The following is a 21672-nucleotide window of genomic DNA, read 5'->3' on the forward strand; positions in this document are numbered from 1 at the left end:
TAAAATTTTTAATGATGTAATTCTTCTTCTCCTTCTTGTAACGGTACTGTTTGAGGAACAAAATCTTGACCAGGAATTACGTACTCTCCATTAGCTTTAGTTTTGCTGTAATCGTATGCCCAACGATGTACTTCAGGAATTGGTCCGTCCCAGTTACCGTGAATATGCTTCATTTCTGCAGTCCATTCTAATGTAGTAGAGTTCCAAGGATTTTTAGGTCCTTTTTTACCGTAGAACATGCTACTAATAAAGTTATATAAGAAAATTAATTGAGCCGCACCTGTAATTAAAGCAAATACTGTAATTATAACGTTAACATCGGCTAAATCATCAAATAAAGGGAATGCCGTGTTTGTATAATAACGTCTAGGTAAACCAGCCATCCCGATAAAGTGCATTGGGAAGAATACACCGTAAGCACCTACAGCTGTAATCCAGAAGTGTAAGTACCCAAGGTTTTTATTCATCATTCTTCCTTCAAACATTTTAGGGAACCAGTGGTAAACACCTGCAAATAATCCGTAAAGTGCAGAGATACCCATTACTAAGTGGAAGTGAGCTACCACAAAGTAAGTATCATGAACATTTATATCTAATGCACTATCTCCTAAAATAATTCCTGTTAAACCTCCGGTAATAAAGGTAGAAACTAACCCTATAGAGAATAACATTGCAGGGTTAAATTGTAAGTTCCCTTTCCAGAGTGTTGTTATATAGTTGAATGCTTTTACAGCAGATGGTATTGCAATTAAAAGTGTTGTAAAGGTAAACACCGATCCTAAGAACGGATTCATACCCGATACGAACATGTGGTGACCCCATACTATAGTTGATAAAAATGCAATAGCTAATATTGATGCAACCATAGCTCTGTAACCAAATATAGGTTTGCGAGCGTTTGTGGCTATAATTTCTGAGGTTATACCTAATGCTGGTAATAATACAATGTATACTTCAGGGTGACCTAAGAACCAAAACAAGTGCTCAAAAAGTACCGGCGAACCTCCTTGATAGTGTAGCACTTCTCCTTGAATAAATATATCTGATAAGAAGAACGAAGTACCAAAACTTCTATCCATTATAAGTAATAATGCAGCCGATAAAAGCACCGGGAATGATACCACACCAATTATAGCAGTAATAAAGAATGCCCAAATTGTTAATGGTAAACGTGTCATAGACATTCCCTTGGTTCTGAGGTTCAATACAGTAACAATATAGTTAAGTGAACCTAAAAGTGATGAAGCAATAAATACTGCCATAGACACTAACCAAAGGGTCATACCTGCTCCAGAACCAGGTTGTGCTTGTGGTAATGCACTTAAAGGCGGATAAATTGTCCAACCAGCACTTGCAGGACCAGCCTCTACAAAGAGCGAAATTACCATAATTACGCTCGATAAGAAAAATAACCAGTACGACACCATGTTTAAGAAACCTGATGCCATATCTCTGGCTCCAATTTGCAACGGAATAAGTAAGTTACTAAAAGTACCACTTAAACCGGCTGTTAGTACAAAGAATATCATTATGGTACCATGAATAGTAACTAACGATAAATAGATGTTAGGATCCATTACACCATCTGGAGCCCACTTTCCTAATAAAGCTTCAAAAATTGGAAAAGACTCACCCGGCCATGCAATTTGCATTCTAAACAACAACGACATGGCAATACCTATGATTCCCATAAACAAACCTGTAATTAGGTATTGTTTAGAAATCATTTTATGGTCTTGACTAAAGATGTACTTTGTTATAAAAGTCTCTTTATGGTGGTGATGTCCATGATCATGTGCGTGGTCGTGTGCTTGTGCGTGTGCTGACATAATCTTATACAGTATTAATTCTTTCTCTAATTATTATTAAAACAGTTTATTGTGCTGCTGCAATAGTTTCTTTAAAGGTTTTTTGTTGAGCTAACCATTCGTTAAACTCTTCTTCTGTTTCTACTACAATTTTCATTTGCATGTTGTAGTGAGATGAACCACAAATTTTATTACACAACAGCAAGTAATCAAACTCATAAGGTTCTACACCTTCTTCTCCGTTTGCCCTTCTTTCTGCTCTAAGCTCGTTAATGCGTTTTACCTTTTTTACAATATCAGGATTCTGACGCATCTCTTCAGTTGTTACAGTTGGCGTAAACGAGAATTGTGTAACCATTCCCGGAACACAGTTCATTTGTGCTCTAAAGTGTGGCATATATGCAGAGTGCAATACATCTTGAGAACGCATTTTAAAGATAACTTTTCTATTAACCGGCAAATGAAGTTCGGTTGTAGTTACAATATCGTCCATCCCATTAGGGTCTGATGCATCTATACCCATAACGTTCATACCGTTAAAGTCTTGTAAGAAACGTACGTTAGCTGCACCTAAAACATTATCTTCTCCTGCATAACGTGCTTTCCAGTTAAATTGCTGAGCATATAACTCTATCACAAGAGGATCATCATTTTCATCTACATTCATTACATTAACCCAAGTGTAAAGACCATATAATATTAATCCTGCTAATGTAATAACCGGAATTATAGTCCAAATAAATTCTAACTTATGGTTATCTGCATAGAAAAGTGCTTTTTTCCCTTTTTCTCCTCTGTATTTAAAAGCAAAGTAATGTAATAAGGCTTGTGTTATGGTTTGTACTATAAAGATTATCACTAACGATATAATCATTAGTCTATCTATATCTTTACCATGTTCTGAAGCCGAATTACTTAACAATGGTAAGTCGCCCCATTTAATAACAGAGTAAATGGTTAATAGGTAAATAAAGCCTAAAAAGGCAAACATTAAGTACCCATTAATCTTGTTGTCTTTATCGTTGGCAATTTCAGAGGTATCTGTTGTTGCTTGAGATAACTCAAATATTTTTGTCATTTGCCAAATTGCTATGGCAACAAGTACCAGAACTATAATAGTTAATAAAGCAGTCATCTTTTATTTACTGTTTTATACTTTTAATTAATTAATAGTGAAAGTGCTTACTTTCTTCTAAGAACGGATTACCTTTTGGTACAAGCGGTGCTTTGGTAAGCGCGCTAAATACCCAGTAAATAAATAATCCGGCAAAGAATAATACGGCACTTATTTCGGTTATACCTATAAACCATCTGTCTCCAACTGTAGCCGGCATTATCATGTTAAACACATCTAAGTAATGCCCAAGTAAAATTACTATTCCCGTCATTACTACAAACCAGTTAATTCGTTTGTAATCGCTATTCATTAAAATTAAAAGCGGGAACACAAAGTTCATTACTAACATCCCGAAGAATGGTAGCTTATAATCTTCTATTCTTGTAACAAAATAGGTAATTTCTTCTGGTATGTTAGAGTACCAAATAAGCATAAATTGTGAGAACCATAAGTAGGTCCAGAAAATGCTTATACCAAACATAAACTTGGCTAAGTCATGAATGTGGCTGTCATTTACATGTTCTAAGTATCCTCTAGATTTTAAATAAATAGTCATTAAGGCTATTACTGTAATACCAGACACAAACATACTTGCAAATACATACCAGCCAAATAGCGTACTGAACCAGTGAGGATCTAAACTCATAATCCAGTCCCAAGACATCATAGATTCTGTTACTAAAAAGAATACTAAAAATCCTGCAGATATTTTAAAATTCTTCTTAAAGTTAGAGATATCGTCTGCAGTATCTTGTGCGATAGAGAATTTTCTAGAGAAGTATTGGTATGCAATCCATCCTCCTAAAAATATAGCTGCTCTAATTAAGAAAAACGGAACATTTAAATATCCTTGTTTTCCTTGAATTAATTCATCGTGAGCTACTACTTCTGGATCCATCCACACAAATAAGTGGTTTATGTGAAGTCCAGATAACACTAACAACACAAACATGATAATTCCGCCCGGAACCATGTAAGCAGATATTGCCTCCATTACTCTAAATAATACAGGAGACCACCCTGCTTGTGCTGCTCTTTGGATTGCGTAGAAAGCTAACACTCCCAATGCAATCATTAAAAAGAATAAAGCAGCTACATATACAGCAGCCCAAGGTTTATTTTTTAACTGATGTAAAACATGCTCATAGTGTGCAGTATCATCACCATGCGAACCTGCCTCGTCATGATGAGTTGCAGCACCATGATCTCCGTGAGCATCTTCGTGGGCCAAGATTTCTTTTACCTCTTGGGTAGTTGAAGGTGCTGATAGAAAACCGTAACCAATACCAAGGGCCCCTACTACCATTAATATGATAGATGCAAGTTTTAGTTTATTTGAGAATGTATACATAACGTACTTAGCTATCGCTTTAATTATTTAGACAAATCTTGTTTTAACTTTTGAACATGCATAACCACCTGCCAACGCTCTGTTTCGTTTAATTGGTTGGCATAGCCTCCCATAGAGTTTAAACCGTAGTAAATGGCATGATATATACGACCATCTGTTAGGTTTCTGGCTGGGTCTGCATAACTTGGAATACCAAGAATTTTTTCTCTTTGAACAAGAATTCCTTGTCCGTCTCCTTTAGCACCATGACATACTGCACAGTAAATGTCGTATAACTCTTTACCCTTTTTTAGGTGCTCATCGGCTTGTAAAGAGTCTAACGGATTTACTAATTCTACTGTAGCAAGCTCTCTTCCTTCGTTTGTGTTTTTGTACGGATAGGGCATCCAACCTCTTTTTATGGTGTTTTCAGGAGGTAATTGTGCTTCTACTCCGTTAGGGAATGCATCAGACTCAACATAGGTTTCATACCCAACAGATTCGTACATGTTTGGCATGAACTGATAGTTAGGCTCTGATTTATTAAAGCACGAAGTTGTTGTAGCAACTACTCCCAGTACCAAACCTAATGTAACAAAACGCTTCATAGTTTTATTTTAATGCTTTTCTGAAACCTTAATTTCTACGGCTCCTGTTTCTTGTAATAATGCTTTAATTTCTTCTTCGTTGTTATGTACAGCCACTTCCATTAAAAAGTGATCGTCTGTTGTTCTAACATCCGGGTTTTCTGCTTTTTTAAAAGGCCATAGTTTACTACGCAAGTAAAACGTTATAACCATTAAGTGAGCTGCAAAGAATACCGTAAGCTCAAACATTACTGGCACAAAAGCCGGCATGTTTTCTATGTAACTAAAACTAGGTTTACCTCCTATGTTTTGTGGCCAATCTTCTATCATAATGTAATTCATCATTACAATAGCCACTGTTAATCCTAAACACCCGTACATAAACGATGTTATTGCTATACGAGTTGGTGCTAATCCCATGGCCTTATCTAAACCATGCACCGGAAAAGGAGTGTAAACTTCCTCTATATGATGGTGTGCTGCACGTACTTTTTTTACGGCTTGCATTAGCACATCATCGTCGTTATATAAAGCTTGTACTACTTTAGATGCCATAGTAACCTTTTATTATTTTAATAAATCTTTTGCTTGACCCGCCCAATCATCACGCTGTGCTCTTCCAGGGAATGAACCGGTGATTTCATCTAACAGGTCGTATTCAGTTTGAGTCATGTTACTTACTTGCTCATAAGTGTAAATACCCAAGCTGTTTAAAGCTTCTTCCATTTTAGGTCCAATTCCACTAATCTTCTTTAAATCGTCTGGAGTTTGGGTATTCGGATCAAATTTTCCTATTCTTTCAAGTAAAGTATTTACTTTTTCTGTATCTACTTCTTTTACAGATACAGCTGGCTCATCTGTTGTATTATAGTTTGATGTTCTTGGATCTGCAGCTGCACCAACTAAACTTTTTCCTTCTTCACGAAGTCTTTTGTAACGCTCACCAGATGATTTTAAAATGGTTTTCACCTCTGCTTGTGCAATTACAGGGAATGTTCTTGCATACAATAAGAATAGTACAAAGAAGAATCCAATTGTTCCAATATAAATTCCTATATCTACAAATGTAGGCGAGAACATAGTCCAAGAAGATGGTAAATAATCTCTGTGAAGTGAGGTAACGATAATTACGAAACGCTCAAACCACATTCCTATGTTTACAACTATTGATATGATGAACGAGAATATAATGCTTGTTCTAAGTTTCTTAAACCACATAAACTGTGGTGAGAACACGTTACATGTCATCATTGCCCAATATGCCCAAGCGTAAGGCCCTGTAGCACGGTTTAAAAATGCATATTGCTCGTATTCTACTCCAGAGTACCAAGCTATAAATAACTCGGTGATGTAAGCACAACCTACAATAGAACCTGTAATCATGATAATAATATTCATAAGTTCTATGTGCTGTACTGTAATGTAATCTTCTAAGTTACAAACCTTACGCATTATAATAAGTAAGGTGTTTACCATTGCGAAACCAGAGAAAATAGCTCCGGCAACGAAGTATGGAGGGAATATTGTGGTGTGCCATCCGGGTATTACCGATGTAGCAAAGTCAAACGATACGATGGTGTGTACAGAAAGTACTAATGGCGTTGCTAAACCTGCTAACACTAAAGATACTTCTTCAAAACGTTGCCAGTCTTTAGCTCTACCACTCCAACCAAAACTTACTAAGCTGTAAATTTTCTTTTGGAAAGGTTTAACAGCGCGATCTCTAATCATTGCAAAGTCTGGTAATAAACCTGTCCACCAGAATACTAATGATACCGATAGGTAAGTAGAAATCGCAAATACATCCCAAAGTAACGGTGAGTTAAAGTTAACCCACAACGAACCAAATTGGTTTGGTATAGGCAACACCCAATATCCTAGCCATGGGCGACCCATGTGAATAATTGGGAACAATCCTGCCTGAACTACCGAGAAAATTGTCATTGCTTCTGCAGAACGGTTAATTGCCATTCTCCATTTTTGACGGAATAAGAGAAGTACTGCAGAAATTAGTGTACCGGCGTGACCAATACCAACCCACCAAACGAAGTTAGTAATATCCCAGGCCCAACCTACAGTTTTGTTTAATCCCCAGGTTCCGATACCGGTTGAAATGGTGTAAATAATACAACCCAATCCCCAAAGAAAGGCAACTAACGAGATAGAAAAAACAATCCACCATTGCTTGTTAGCTCTTCCTTCAACCGGAGCTGCTACATCTACGGTAACATCATGGTATGTTTTCTCTCCGGTTACTAAGGGTTTACGTATAGGTGCTTCGTAATGCGACGCCATAATTATAATCGAGTTATTTCCTTATTTATTAATTAAGCTTCGTCTGTGTTTCTCACTTTTACATGGTAGAATACATTTGGTCTTGTACCAATGTGCTCTAATAAGTGATACGCACGATTGCTTTCTTTAAGTTTAGTTACTTTATCTTCTTTATTGTTAATGTCTCCAAACACCATAGCTCCTGTGCTACAAGCTGCAGAACATGCTGTTTCAAATTCATCAATTCGTACAGGACGACCTTCACGCTTAGCATCTAAGATGGTTTTTTGTGTACGCTGTATACACATAGAGCATTTTTCCATAACTCCACGAGAACGCACAACTACATCTGGGTTAAGAACCATCTTACCTAAATCATCATTCATATGATAATCAAACTCGTCGTTGTTGTTATATAAGAACCAGTTAAAACGTCGAACTTTGTACGGACAGTTGTTTGCACAGTAACGTGTACCTACACAACGGTTATACGCCATATGGTTTTGACCCTGACGACCGTGTGATGTAGCGGCTACCGGACAAACTGTCTCACAAGGAGCGTGATTACAGTGCTGACACATAACTGGCTGGAACGCTACTTGAGGGTTCTCTGCAGCTTGTTCCATCTCGCTAAACTCACTCATTGAGTTTGCAACACCAGATATTCCTTCTTTCTTAATATTATCTTCTTCAAAAGTATCTTCAGAAGAGTAGTATCTATCTATACGCAACCAGTGCATATCACGAGATTTTCTCATCTCGTCTTTACCTACTACAGGAACATTGTTTTCTGCATGACATGCAATTACACAAGCTCCGCAACCGGTACATGCATTTAAATCAATAGATAGATTAAAGTGATGCCCTATTGAACGATCAAACTCATCCCATAAATCTACAGAAGTAGCAGGCACCTCTTGGTGATCTAAAGACACCACAGGAACTTCGTTCCAAACTGACGCATCTTTAGTGTTAAATATCTCAAGAGTAGTTTCCTTAATAATATCGCCTCTACCCATTAAGGTATTGTGCAATTGAACACAAGCAAACTCATGCTCACCAGAAACTTTCTCTATAGTTACATTTTGTACGGTATTAAAATCTTGGTATAACGGATAAGCGTTAACACCTGTTTGCATTTCCGGTTTTAAACCGGCTGTTCTTCCGTAACCAAATGAAAGTCCAACAGAACCTTTTGCTTGTCCTGGTTGTATTAACACAGGAACTTTATCTATTGTTACACCGTTTACAGTAACTTTAGCATAACTTCCGTTTAAACCTCCGTTGGCTACATTCCAGTTTTCTAAACCTAACTCTTTGGCATCTGCCTGAGAAACAGTTAGGTAGTTATCCCAAGTAACACGTGTAATCGGATCTGGGAATTCTTGCAACCAAGGGTTATTAGCCTGGCTACCGTCTCCCATACCAACTTTTGGATAAAGCGTAAGCTCTAAACCATTTGAAGCTGCATTACTTAATGCTCTTACAGCCGAAGCAACAGCCACCGGAGCAGTTTCTTCTGCAACATCAGTCTCTTCAGTTTTTACCTCTTGTGCTACTGTCGTTTGAGCCGTAAATACACCATCGTGTAATGCTTTATTCCACGAAGAACCATTTAGGATGGTTGTCTCCCAAGTTTCTTTTATATAATCGTAGTAAGTTTGGTTGCTACCCATCCATTTTAATAACGCATCTTGAAACTGACGCGTATCAAATAACGGACGAATAGTAGGCTGCATTAATGCAAAGTTTCCTTTTTTAAACTCTACATCACCCCAAGATTCTAAGTAATGAGGTGCTGCAGCAATATATTCTGTTTGTGTAGATGTTTCGTCTTCTTTCATTGAAAACGCAACCGATAAATCTACACTTTGTAATCCTTCTGCAAAATCAGCCGAATTTGGCAAGCTGTACATTGGGTTAACACCCGCCATAATTAGCGCCCCAACTTTACCTGCCTTCATATCTGCAACAAGACCGTTTACAGCTTTAGCGTCACCTTCTCTAATTAATCGCGGTGCAGCAACATCCATTGCAGCACTTTTTAGCATCTCGTTTATTTCGAGAACAACTGCTTGAGCGTTTTCATCTTGAATTCCGGTTACGACAACTCCTTTACTACCTGCTTTCTTTAATTGAGCAGCAGCACTTTTAACAGCTTTTTCTGCAGCTTCAGGAAGGTTTCCTGAAACCGATGTGCCGTTTAAGTAACCATATAATTTAGCTAAAGCTATTTTTTGTTGTGTAGGCGTTAAAGGCACGCGCTTATCGGCATTTGCACCTGTTAACGACATGTTAGCTTCAAACTGAACATGACGCGACATTTTTCCGTTTGCCGGAATACGCCCTTTAGCATAACCAGACTCGTATCCACCTCCTTGCCAATCCGCTAAGAAGTCTGCAGCAAAAGAAACTATTACTTCTGCTTTAGAAAAATCATAATCAGCTAAAGCTCTAACTCCGTAACGTGCTTTAAAAGCGTTGAGCGCTGCATCATCAGAAATGGCATCATAAGCAATATGCTTTACATTATTATATTTTTCTGAGAATTGAGCAATTAAACGCTTTGTAGCAGGACTCGCATAGGTTTGTGTTAGTAATACTATTTGCTTGTTACCAGATGCTATACGGTTTAGCCTGTTAACTACATCTGCATCTAAATCATCCCAGCTTACATTTTCACCGTTACGCTTAGGCCCTTGCACTCGCAAACTATCATAAAGTGATAAAACAGAAGCTTGAACTCTTGCGTTAGCACCTCCATTTATTTTTGCTTCTGTATTATTCTCTACCTTTATTGGCCTACCTTCGCGGGTTTTAATTAATATGCTGGCAAAATCATAACCATCTGCAATTGTAGTTGCATAGTAATCTGCAACTCCAGGAATTATTTGCTCTGGCTGTACAACATAAGGAACCGATTTAATAACCGGACCTTCACAAGCAGCTAAAGAAGCTGCAGCTGTACTAAACCCAACATATTTTAAGAAATCTCTTCGAGAAGTAGACGTATTTTGAAGCGTTTGCTTATCGCCTAAAAACTCATCAACAGGAATTTCCTCTACAAATTCGTTTTGCTTTAGCGTCTCAACAATGGAATTGTTAGGATTTAACTCCTCAACACTTTTCCAATATTTTTTGTTTGATGCCATGTTATATGAGATATATTACTCTTTTACAATTATTAATAGTGACACTTACCACATTCTAAACCACCCATCTGAGCAGCTGTAAGTTTCTCTACACCGTATTTTTTAGAAAGCTCTTCGTGTATTTTCTTGTAATACTCGTTATCTTGAAGCTTTACATTTGTCTCTCTATGACAGTTAACACACCATCCCATAGTTAATGGAGAGTATTGATATAATACTTCCATCTCTTCTACCGGACCGTGACAAGTCTGACACTCAATACCGGCAACTGTTACGTGTTGCGCATGGTTAAAGTACGCAAAGTCAGGAAGGTTGTGAATTCTAATCCATTTCACCGGCTTTGTCTCTCCGGTATACTGCTGGTTTTCTGCATCCCAACCTACAGCATCGTATAATTTTTGAATTTCACCATCATAAAACTCTTTAGTGTACTCTGCAGTAGCTGTACTTGGAGCAACTTCCATAACCGTTTTATGACAGTTCATACAAATATTTAAAGACGGTATACCTGATGTTTTACTCACTCGAGCAGATGAGTGACAATACTTACAATCTATCTGATTATCTCCTGCGTGTATTTTGTGTGAGAAGTGAATAGGCTGAACAGGCTGATATCCTTGATCTACACCAATCTGCATTAAGTAACCATAAACATAATATGCACTCATTAACATTAAGAAAATAACAGTTACTAAAACCAAGAACTGGTTTTTAGCAAATGCTTTCCAGATTGGCAAGCGTTTTTCACTTTCTGCTTTAGCAAACTCTACTCCATTAGCTTCTGCAATACGACGCAATGTTTTGTTTACTAAGTAAAGCATAACAACAAGCATTGCAAACACCAAAGCTAATGCTGCTAATACTATATTATTAGAAATCCCAGAATCTTCCTCAGCAGGAGCTGCAGTTACAGCAGCAACATCTTCTTTAGGTTCTTCTGGTGGAGCAGAAGTGTATGCAAGTATATCATCTATATCCTCATTAGAGAGTAACGGGAAAGCAGTCATAGGAGACTTGTTATATTCTTCCCAGATTTTAACAGCTAATTCATCTCCCGATTGAATTAAAGCCGAGCTGTTTTTAATCCATTTATACAACCACTCTCTATCGTACTTGTCTGCTACCCCGGCTAACGCAGGCCCCGTCATCTTTCTATTTAAAGCATGACAAGCTGCACAATTCGCATTAAACAATTGCTTACCCTTAACAGGGTCTCCTTCTTGACCAGTAAGTGGAGATGAGAATAGTAGCAGGAATGCTAAACTAATACCAAAAATGTTGAAAGCTCGATTGCGGTGTAAACCCTTTTTCATATTCAATATATGTTATCAATCTTAATCTTGGCACGGTTTTTACTTATACCACATAAGTAATAAACCAGCGGATTTTCAAATCCGAGCACAAAAATACAATATAGACTCGATTTGGGAAATGTTAGTGAACTGTTAATTATTAATTTATAACAATTCTAAATAAGTTTTAGCGTTACTATAATCAACTAAACATGTACATTTGCATAAACACAGTAATTATGAGAGCATTATACCTTAAAAACATTCTATTTACAGCAGCTTTTTTTGTTTGTTTTTGTGCTGCTACCAATGCCCAAAATGGCTATGTTGCTATTGAACAAGACCCAAGGATTGAAAAACTAATGAAACTTAAAAGCGAATTAAGCCCTAAAATTGAAAACGACAGTTACTATAAAATTCAAGTTTTTTATGGTGGGTTTAATGAAGCTAAAGAAATAGAACAAAAGGTAAAAAGCGATTTTCCGTACTGGCCCGTTAGAATAGATTTTGACACACCACACTACAAAGTAAGATTAGGAAAGTTTAAAACCCGATTAGAGGCCGACAAACATTTAATTGAAGTCAGAAAAAAATACCCTCAAGCATTTTTGCTGAGTCCAAAAAAAACGACCTAATTTCTTAGGTCGTTTTTTTTTGATTGTTATGTGGCTTTATTTAAGTTTCTTTTTAACGGCTACTTCTTGGAATGCTTCAATTATATCGCCCTCTTTAACATCGTTATAATTTTTAATTTGCATACCACAATCGTATCCTTTAGCTACTTCCTTAACATCGTCTTTAAATCGTTTTAACGATGCTAACTCTCCGGTAAATATAACCACCCCATCTCTAATTAATCTAATACCAGAGTTGCGGTAAATTTTACCGCTAGTAACCATACATCCGGCAACCGTACCTACTTTAGAAATCTTAAACGTCTCTCTAACCTCTGCTGTACCTGTTATCTCTTCTTTAAGCTCAGGAGATAACATTCCTTCCATTGCGTCTTTAAGATCGTTAATTGCATCATAGATAATAGAGTAGGTTCTGATGTCTATTTCTTCTCTATCTGCTAACGAACGAGCATTACCCATAGGCCTTACGTTAAACCCAATTATTACAGCATCTGAAGCCGATGCTAACAACACATCTGATTCTGTAATTGGACCAACAGCTTTATGGATAATGTTTACTTGAATCTCTTCTGTAGATAGTTTTTGGAATGAATCGGTTAAGGCTTCTACAGAACCATCTACATCTCCTTTAAGTATAATGTTTAGCTCTTTAAATTCGCCTAAAGCAATTCTTCTACCAATTTCATCTAATGTAATATGACGTTGTGTTCTAACTGATTGCTCACGTAGTAATTGTGCTCTTTTTGTAGCAATTTGTTTAGCCTCGCGCTCATCTTCAAACACGTGGAATTTATCTCCTGCTTGTGGCGCTCCATCTAAACCGAGAATAGATATTGGAGTTGACGGACCTGCCTCTTTTACAACTTTACCACGTTCATCGTGCATAGCTTTTACTTTACCGCTACAAGTACCTGCAAGCACATAATCACCAATTTTAAGTGTACCAGCTTGTACTAAAACGGTAGCTACGTAGCCTCTACCTTTATCTAAAAAGGCTTCTACAACGGTTCCGTTGGCTAATTTATTAGGATTTGCTTTTAGCTCTAAAAGCTCGGCTTCAAGCAATACTTTTTCTAATAACTCTTTAACGCCCTGACCTGTTTTTGCAGAAATGTCGTGAGACTGTATTTTACCTCCCCAATCTTCTACTAATAGGTTCATATTTGCTAATCCTTCTTTAATTTTATCAGGATTTGCAGTTGGCTTATCAACTTTATTTATTGCAAAAACAATAGGTACTCCGGCTGCTTGAGCGTGAGAGATTGCCTCTTTGGTTTGAGGCATTATATCATCATCTGCAGCAACAACAATTATTGCAAGGTCTGTTACCTGTGCACCACGAGCACGCATTGCCGTAAAGGCTTCGTGACCCGGAGTATCAAGGAATGTAATTTTTTGCCCGTCTTCTAACGTTACACTATACGCCCCAATGTGCTGGGTAATACCACCACTCTCTCCGGCAATAACATTTGTTTTTCTGATGTAATCTAACAACGAGGTTTTACCGTGGTCTACGTGACCCATTACTGTTACAATTGGAGCACGTGGTTTTAAATCTTCCGGTCTGTCTTCTTCTTCCTCTATAGATTCTTCTAAGTCTGCTGTAACAAACTCTACTTTATAACCAAACTCATCTGCAACAATAGTTAACGTTTCTGCATCTAAACGCTGGTTCATGGTAACCATCATTCCTAAAGACATACATGCAGATATAATTTCGGTTACCTGAACATCCATCATGGTAGCAATTTCACTTACGGTAACAAATTCGGTTACCTTAAGCACCTTGCTTTCTTTTTCTAATTGCGCTAGTTCTTCTTCGGTTTTTTGACGACGAATATCACGCTTTTCTCTACGGTATTTTGCTCCTTTAGATTTGTTGGTTTTACCTTGCAACTTCTCTAAAGTTTCTCTAACCTGCTTTTGTACCTCTTCTTCGGTAGGCTCTACTTTAGGTACGTTTCTGGCTTTACCTTTTTTGCGCTTATCTGCAAATTTGTTACCTCCACCACCTTTATTTGGGCGTGCATCTTTGGTAATACGTCTTCTTTTTTTCTTGTTATCTGAAGCCTCTTTCTTGTCTTTGGTTTCCTCTTTCTTTTTCTTAGGTTTTTCAAACTGAGACAAGTCTATTTTCTTTCCGGTAACTTTTGGCCCGGAAAGTTTTTTGTATTGCGTTTCTATTTTTTCGGGTTCTTGTTCAACAACCTCTTCTTCTGAGGTGGTATCAACAACTTTTTCTTCTTTTGGAGGCTCTTTCTTTTGTTCTTTGGCTTTAGGAGCTGGGCTCTCTTTTTGCTTTGGTTTTGGAGCTTCTTCTGCCGGTTTTTCTTCGGCAGCCGGAGCTTTAGGTTTTGGCTCTAACTCTATTTTACCAACCGTTTTCGGTCCGCTTAAGTTAGCTTTAGCCTTTACAACTTCTCTTTGTGCTTGTTGTTTTTGTTTAAGCTCCTGCTCACGCTCTTGCTCTAAACGAATAGCTTCTTTTTCTTTTCGTTTCTCTTCGCTTACTTCTTTAGAAGCTACTTTTTTACTTTTATCTGTTTGGAATTCGTCTAAAAGAACTTGATATACCTCTTCTGTTATCTTAGTTGTAGGTCTGGCATCTACCTGAAACCCCTTAGAGTTTAGGTATTCTACAGCCCTATCCAGAGATATGTTTAATTCTCTTAAAACTTTATTAAGCCTCATTGTTGCTCTTTCAGCCATATATTACTTTTTAAAACTCAAAGATACTATAATCGGTTAGTCTTCGAATTCTTCTTTTAAAATTTTAATTACTTCTAAAATGGTTTCTTCTTCTAAATCTGTACGTTTTACCAAATCGTCAACATCTTGGTCTAACACACTTTTTGCTGTATCTAAGCCAATTTTTTTGAACTCATCTATTATCCAGCTATCTATTTCATCAGAGAATTCGCTTAGCTCAACATCTTCTTCAACTCCTTCTCTAAATACATCTATTTCGTATCCGGTTAATTGTCCGGCTAATCTAATATTATATCCGCCTTTACCAATAGCTCTAGATACTTCTTCGGGCTTTAGGTATACTTCTGCACGCTTATTTTCATCGTCTAAAGTAACCGATGTAATCTTAGCCGGGCTAAGAGCTCTGGTAATAAACAATTGCGGGTTGCTAGTATAGTTAATTACGTCTATATTTTCGTTACCTAATTCTCTAACTATACCATGTATTCTAGACCCTTTCATACCTACACATGCTCCTACAGGGTCTATTCTGTCATCATAAGAATCTACTGCTACTTTTGCTTTTTCACCTGGTATTCTCACTACTTTTTTAATGGTAATTAAGCCGTCAAAAACCTCAGGTATTTCTTGTTCGAATAATTTTTCTAAGAACACCGGAGATGTTCTAGACATAATTATCATTGGCTTATTACCTCTAAGCTCTACGCTTTCTATAATACCTCTTACATTGTCTCCTTTTCTGAAAAAGTCTGATGGAATTTGTTTTTCTTTTGGTAAAATAATCTCATTCCCTTCGTCATCTAACAATATAACAGCTTTGTGACGTATATGGTGTACCTCTGCAGTGTAAATTTCTCCTTCAAGCTCTTTAAATTGCTTGTAAACGGTAGTGTTATCGTGCTCGTGAATTTTAGAGATTAGGTTTTGACGAAGTGCTAATATTGCTCTTCTTCCTAAATCTTTAAGTTTTACTTCTTCAGATACATCCTCTCCAACTTCAAAATCCGGCTCAATTTTACGAGCTTCGCTTAATGAAATTTCTTGGTTTGGGTCTGTTACTTCTCCATCTGCTACAACAACACGGTTTCTCCAAATTTCTAAATCTCCCTTGTCCGGGTTTATAATAATATCAAAATTATCATCAGATCCATACTTCTTCTTCAATGCATTTCTAAACACATCTTCTAAGATAGCCATTAATGTTACACGATCTATGAGTTTATCATCTTTAAACTCTGAGAATGACTCGATCAATGCAAGGTTTTCCATGTCAACTTCTAATTAAAATTTTATGATCACTTTTGCTTCTTTTATATCAGAAAGCGCAATTTCTTGTGTTTTCTGCACTGTAACTTTTCCTTTCCCTACCGGCTTTGGTTCTCTTGCCTTCCAGGTTAAGGTTATATGTTCTGTGGTTGCCTCTTGCAAAGTTCCTTCAAACTTTTCTCCTTGTGTTGTTTTTACTTGCAAGATACGACCTTTATTTTTTTTATACTGTCTTTCGTGTTGCAACGGAGTGGTTGCTCCGGCAGAGGTTACCTCTAAGGCAAAATCTTCTGATTCTCTATCTAAATTATGCTCTACATGCCTGCTTAACGCAACACAATCGTTAAGCGTAACTCCGTTATCTCCGTCTATAACAATTTTTATTTTGTTATCCGGAGTAATGGTAAAATCTATTAAAAAAAACTCCGGATTTTCTTCAAAAAAACTTGCTACTAACTGCTGTACTTTTTCTTGCAACATTTTATTGGTATAAAAAGAGGGGACTTTTCGTCCCCTCATGAATACGTTTTATATCCTTTCAGCGGTGCAAATATACAATTTTTATTTAAACTTTAAAGCCTTTTACTTTTAGGTACTTGTATTATTTATTACCTTTAAGAAACAACAAAAATTTAAATTAAAATTCATGAAAAACATTCTAGTCCCCACTGATTTTTCTAAACATGCCGAGTATGCTTTAGAAGTTGCTGCGCAGCTTGCCAAAAAGTTTAATGCTCAACTTCATTTACTGCATGTTGTAGAGCTCCCTGTACATGCTGCAACCGATGTTATAAATATGGCCCCCACCCCAAGCAGTCTGCCCGAAGCCTTATTTTATATAAAATTAGCACAACAACAGTTTGAAAAATTTAAAGACAAACCTTATTTAAAAGATCTTATAGTTTCTGAAATTGTTGAAACCAACAATGTTTTTAGAGGCATTACTGAAGCTACTAAAAAAACAAATGCCGATTTAATTGTTATGGGTTCTGAAGGAGCCTCCGGGTTTAAAGAAATGTTTGTAGGCTCTAACACAGAAAAAGTAGTTAGGCACTCTAACATTCCTGTTTTAGTTATAAAAAAACAACATAGCAATTTTAAGCTTAATAATATTGTTTTAGCTACTAATTTAGAAGAAACTGCTGTGCCTTGCTTGCAAAAAGCAAAAGACTTAGCAGATAAATTGGGTGCTTATTTACAATTACTTTATGTAAATACAGCAAACAACTTTTTAACTTCTTCTGAAATAGAAACTAAGTACGATAATTTTGTAAAAAAAGCTAAGTCTAGCGATTTGCCTTTTGCCGTTTACAACGATCATAAAGTAGAATGGGGAATTTTGCATTACGCCCAAAAAACAGATGCAGACGCGATAGCAGTTGCTACACATGGCAGAAAAGGAGTTGCCCATTTTTTTAACGGTAGCATAAGTGAAGATTTAGCAAACCACGCTAAGCGCCCGGTTATTACATTTAGCATATAAACACCTTAAAAATAAAAAAACCCGCTTTGTGAAGCGGGTTTTTTAAGTTGGCCTACAAGGACTCGAACCTTGAACGACTGAACCAAAATCAGCTGTGTTACCAATTACACCATAGGCCAGCGCCTTAATTGCGGATGCAAATTTATAACAAACTTTTTTATGCGCAAATATTTTTTTTAAATCCTTTTAATTTTTTTTCGTGCCTTGTTAACGTTTGTAAAAAAAGTAATCGTTCTACACTAATAATTAGTAAATTCGCCCACGTACTTAACTAACAAGTAATAATTACTATGCCTGTAGAAAACTTTAAAAAATGGGATACCCTAACCGGATGGGGGGTGTTTTTAATAGCATTAACCACTTATGGTCTTACGGTAGAACCCACTGTTAGTTTTTGGGATTGTGGTGAGTATATTTCTACTTCGGCAAAATTACAAGTAGGCCACCCTCCTGGAGCTCCTTTTTTCCAGATGCTTGGTGCTTTCTTTGCCATGTTTGCTACAGAAGCAGAACAGGTAGCAAGAATGGTAAATTACTTGTCGGTAGTATCAAGTGCATTTACAATACTTTTTACATTCTGGACCATCACTAACTTAGTTAGAAAACTAATAAACGCTAAAACCACTTTAACAAACTCTCAAGCTATTGCTGTATTAGGTAGTGGTGCAGTAGGTGCACTTGCGCTAACTTTTTCTGATAGCTTTTGGTTTAATGCTGTAGAGACTGAAGTTTATGCAATGGCCAGCCTTATTATGGCTTTACAATTATGGTTAGGCCTAAAATGGGTAGATAATTTAGATTCTCCAAGAGGTAATAAATGGCTTATATTAATTGCGTTTGTTGTTGGTCTTACTTTTGGTATTCAGTTTATGGGATTCTTAGCCATCCCTTCTATAGGGCTACTATACTATTTTAAAAAGTATAAAACTACTACTGTAAAAAACTTTTTAATTGCAAACATTGCCGTAGTTGCCCTGCTAATGTTTGTGTATAAATTTACACTAACATATACCCTAAAACTTTTTGGTTGGAGTGAGGTATTTTTTGTTAACACCATAGGATTGCCTTTTAATTCCGGCACCATTATAATGGGGTTACTTTTTATAGGCGCATTCTATTACGCAATTGCCTATACTAGAAAAAAAGGGATGGTACAAGCAAACACCATTGTGCTTTGTGTATTATTTATGTTTATAGGATTTTCTTCTTGGTTAATGCTTCCTATTAGAGCAAATGCTAACGTGGTTATTAACGAAAACGATCCCGCAGATGCTCGTTCTCTTTTAGCATACTACAATAGAGAGCAATATCCTGGGGCAGAGAGCCCTATTTACGGCACCTATTATTCTGAGATGTTTGCCGGACGAAATGAAAATGATCCTTTTAAAGACGATAAACCCAAATACGAACGTGATGAAAAGGCCGGTAAATATGTAATTGTAAACGATTATAAAGATGCGCTCCCTAACTCACACCCAGATCATGTTGGTATTTTACCAAGAATGTGGAGCAGCGAACATGCTGTTAATTACATAAAATATGTTGGTCCGTTAGATTTTAAACCCAACTCAGAATACATTTCTAGTAACGAGCTCAGAACCGCAATTGCCAACTTTAAACGTGAATATAATGCCGGTAATGTTGATGCAGAGCAGTATGTTGAATTTTTAAAACAGTTTGGTGAATTTATAGAGGTAGAGCCCCCTTCTATTTTAGACAACTTAAAATTTATGTTTGAGTACCAGTTTGGGTACATGTACTGGCGCTATTTTATGTGGAATTTTGTAGGAAGACAAGACGATATTCAGGGTAAATACGACAATCATGGGAACTGGCTTTCCGGGATTAAATTTATTGATGAAGCCAGACTAGGCTCACAAGAAAACCTGCCGTCTGATGTAACTAATAACAAAGCCCGAAATACTTATTATATGCTTCCGTTGTTGTTAGGATTATTAGGGCTTGTTTTTCAATTTAAAAAAGACAAAAAACAATTCTGGGTTTTACTGGTATTCTTCTTATTTACCGGTCTTGCCATTCAGTTTTACACAAATGTTCGTCCGTTTGAGCCTCGTGAGCGTGATTACTCTTTGGTAGGTTCATTCTACGTTTTTACATTATGGATTGGCTTTGGAGTTTACGCTTTATTTGAAGAGATAAAACGCTTTTTAAATCCAAAATTTGCAGCACCAATTGCCGTTGTGGCTTGCTTGCTGGCAGTACCTGCTTTAATGGCTAAAGAAAATTGGGATGATCATGACCGTTCCGGAAAATATACTGCCAGATCTATGGCATTGGCCTACTTAGACTCTGTTCAGGAAGACGTCGGTGCAATTTTATACACCATTGGTGACAACGATACTTTTGCTATTTGGTATGCGCAAGAAATAGAAGGATACAGAACAGATGTTAGGGCTGTTAATACAAGCCTATTCCAGACAGATTGGTATATAGACCAAATGAAAAGTAAGGCTTATGAAAGTGATCCTTTACCGTCTCAACTAACTCATGATAAGTACGCCTATGGTAATAGAGATGTAATTTATTACCAAGAGCTAACCAATGAACGTTGGGATATTAAACGTTTTTTAAATTGGATTGCAAACGACCAAAACAACATAGAAAATTTAATAAAACGTCAGGGAGGCGACATAAGTTTATATCCGTCTAGTTACTTGAAAACTATTTTCTATCCTACCAACAAAATACGTGTCCCGGTTAATAAAGAAAATGTATTAAAAAGTGGATTGGTTAAAGAAAAAGATTCTGCATTAATAGTTGATTATATTGATATAGACTTGCCAAAATCTGCACTTACCAAAAATAGAATATTAATGTTAGATGTGTTGGCTAATAACAACTGGAAAAGACCTATTTACTTTACCGGAGGTAGTTTTGATAGTGCAGAATATTTATGGATGAAAGACTACTTACAGTTAGATGGTTCTGTTTACAAATTAGTACCGATAAAAACTCCGGTAGATCCAAGAGACCCGTTTAGTATGGGTAGAATTGATAGTGATTTAATGTTTGATATTGTATCTAAATGGTACTGGGGTAACTCTGGAGATACTACAATTTACCATGACCCAGAAACCAGAAAGCAAGCTATTGGTTACCGTAATAATTTAGCGCGCTTGTTAGAACAGTTAATCAGAGAAAACAAAACAGAAAAGGCTAAAAAAGTTATAGATATTGCTATGACAAATATGCCTTTTGGCTACTTTGGTTACTATTGGGCACTAGAACCTTTTACTGAAGGGTATTACTTAGTTAACGAGCCTGAGAAAGGTAGGGAGCTCTTTAAAAATATTGCAAAAAAATATCAAGAGTGGCTTGAGTACTATGCTGCATTACCTTTTAATGACCAAGCATACAATCTGTCTGAAATTTATAATAACATTCAGTCATACAGAAGATTATTAGATATTGTGGTAGCCAATGATGAGGAAGAATTTTACAAAGAACAGGTAGATATTTTTAACAGCTACTTAGAGAAGTTTAGTAGATTTTATGAAGATGATACAGAGTTGCCAGACGAATTGTTTGAAGACAATACTGACTCTACTTTAATAGATTCAGTTGTGCCGGCAGATACTACAATACAAACAAATTCTGAAGATGAGTAAGCTGCATAGCTTACATATATTCTTGAAGTAAACCAATTAAGGTATTGGCGTCTTGCTCACCGCTTTGGCGCCATACCATTTCTCCTTTTTTATAAATCATTAGTGTAGGTAGCCCTTTTACTCTGAGCGCTTCGGCAAGTTCCGAATTTTTATCTACATCTATTTTAATTACTTTGGCTTTATCTCCCATTGCAGCAGCAACATCACGTAAAACAGGATGCATAGCTACAGAGGGCTCACTCCATTCTGTATAAAAATCCAACAAAACAGGAATATCTAAATCTATTAACTCGCCAAATTTTGACATATAAAATTGAGTTTTAACATCTTAATTAATCAAATGTAGTAAAAATTGTAATAAAATCTATACCTAAGCACATTTAGCGGGGG

Annotated in this window: 15 protein-coding genes and 1 tRNA gene; 3 read left to right on the forward strand and 13 right to left on the reverse strand. The window is 36.7% G+C overall.

Going from position 1 to position 21672, the window contains the following annotated elements:
- Nucleotides 1–8 precede the first annotated feature (8 nt).
- From ACZ5CF_RS01165 to ACZ5CF_RS01200, 8 genes are read right to left on the reverse strand one after another with little or no spacing between them, the layout of a single operon-like run.
- Entirely contained in the window at nucleotides 9–1829 is a 1821-nt protein-coding gene (locus ACZ5CF_RS01165; RefSeq protein WP_464579821.1) for a cytochrome c oxidase subunit I, read from the reverse strand.
- 46 nt (nucleotides 1830–1875) lie between these two features.
- A complete protein-coding gene (locus tag ACZ5CF_RS01170; protein ID WP_464579823.1) occupies nucleotides 1876–2943 on the reverse strand; it encodes a cytochrome c oxidase subunit II in 1068 nt (355 codons plus the stop codon).
- 31 nt (nucleotides 2944–2974) lie between these two features.
- Nucleotides 2975–4276, reverse strand: a complete 1302-nt coding sequence (locus tag ACZ5CF_RS01175) for a quinol:cytochrome C oxidoreductase (protein WP_464579825.1) — start codon at nucleotides 4274–4276, stop codon at nucleotides 2975–2977.
- Nucleotides 4277–4299: 23 nt separating this feature from the next.
- Entirely contained in the window at nucleotides 4300–4863 is a 564-nt protein-coding gene (locus tag ACZ5CF_RS01180; protein WP_464579826.1) for a c-type cytochrome, read from the reverse strand.
- A 9-nt stretch (nucleotides 4864–4872) separates the two neighbouring features.
- Nucleotides 4873–5397: a DUF3341 domain-containing protein gene (locus tag ACZ5CF_RS01185; protein WP_464579828.1), complete on the reverse strand. Its 525-nt coding sequence runs from the start codon at nucleotides 5395–5397 to the stop codon at nucleotides 4873–4875.
- Nucleotides 5398–5409: 12 nt separating this feature from the next.
- Complete coding sequence (gene nrfD, locus ACZ5CF_RS01190; RefSeq protein ID WP_464579829.1) at nucleotides 5410–7137, reverse strand: NrfD/PsrC family molybdoenzyme membrane anchor subunit; 1728 nt, start codon at nucleotides 7135–7137, stop codon at nucleotides 5410–5412.
- Nucleotides 7138–7169: 32 nt separating this feature from the next.
- Nucleotides 7170–10268 (reverse strand): TAT-variant-translocated molybdopterin oxidoreductase, encoded by a 3099-nt coding sequence (locus tag ACZ5CF_RS01195; protein ID WP_464579831.1) that lies wholly within the window; start codon nucleotides 10266–10268, stop codon nucleotides 7170–7172.
- A gap of 32 nt (nucleotides 10269–10300) precedes the next feature.
- Entirely contained in the window at nucleotides 10301–11581 is a 1281-nt protein-coding gene (locus ACZ5CF_RS01200) for a c-type cytochrome (protein WP_464579832.1), read from the reverse strand.
- A 218-nt stretch (nucleotides 11582–11799) separates the two neighbouring features.
- On the opposite strand from ACZ5CF_RS01200, the gene ACZ5CF_RS01205 reads away from it, so the two are divergent.
- Entirely contained in the window at nucleotides 11800–12195 is a 396-nt protein-coding gene (locus ACZ5CF_RS01205) for an SPOR domain-containing protein (protein WP_464579834.1), read from the forward strand.
- Between the two features lie 36 nt (nucleotides 12196–12231).
- On the opposite strand, the gene infB is transcribed toward ACZ5CF_RS01205, so the two are convergent.
- The 3 genes from infB to rimP are packed head-to-tail and all read right to left on the reverse strand — an operon-like array spanning nucleotide 12232 to nucleotide 16650.
- Entirely contained in the window at nucleotides 12232–14904 is a 2673-nt protein-coding gene (gene infB / locus ACZ5CF_RS01210; protein ID WP_464579835.1) for a translation initiation factor IF-2, read from the reverse strand.
- Between the two features lie 36 nt (nucleotides 14905–14940).
- Entirely contained in the window at nucleotides 14941–16173 is a 1233-nt protein-coding gene (gene nusA / locus ACZ5CF_RS01215; protein WP_464579836.1) for a transcription termination factor NusA, read from the reverse strand.
- 12 nt (nucleotides 16174–16185) lie between these two features.
- Nucleotides 16186–16650, reverse strand: a complete 465-nt coding sequence (rimP, locus tag ACZ5CF_RS01220; protein WP_464580857.1) for a ribosome assembly cofactor RimP — start codon at nucleotides 16648–16650, stop codon at nucleotides 16186–16188.
- A gap of 166 nt (nucleotides 16651–16816) precedes the next feature.
- Here rimP and ACZ5CF_RS01225 point away from each other — a divergent pair, with 166 nt between their 5' ends.
- Entirely contained in the window at nucleotides 16817–17653 is an 837-nt protein-coding gene (locus tag ACZ5CF_RS01225; protein ID WP_464579838.1) for a universal stress protein, read from the forward strand.
- A gap of 47 nt (nucleotides 17654–17700) precedes the next feature.
- Here the strand turns inward: ACZ5CF_RS01225 and ACZ5CF_RS01230 are convergent.
- Nucleotides 17701–17772: transfer RNA gene (locus ACZ5CF_RS01230), tRNA-Gln, on the reverse strand.
- 171 nt (nucleotides 17773–17943) lie between these two features.
- On the opposite strand from ACZ5CF_RS01230, the gene ACZ5CF_RS01235 reads away from it, so the two are divergent.
- Nucleotides 17944–21282, forward strand: coding sequence for a glycosyltransferase family 117 protein (locus tag ACZ5CF_RS01235; protein ID WP_464579840.1), 3339 nt, complete (start codon nucleotides 17944–17946; stop codon nucleotides 21280–21282).
- A gap of 10 nt (nucleotides 21283–21292) precedes the next feature.
- Here the strand turns inward: ACZ5CF_RS01235 and ACZ5CF_RS01240 are convergent, their stop codons facing one another.
- Complete coding sequence (locus tag ACZ5CF_RS01240) at nucleotides 21293–21589, reverse strand: thioredoxin family protein (RefSeq protein WP_464579842.1); 297 nt, start codon at nucleotides 21587–21589, stop codon at nucleotides 21293–21295.
- Between the last annotated feature and the right edge of the window lie 83 nt (nucleotides 21590–21672).

The organism is Lutaonella thermophila, from assembly GCF_055387725.1.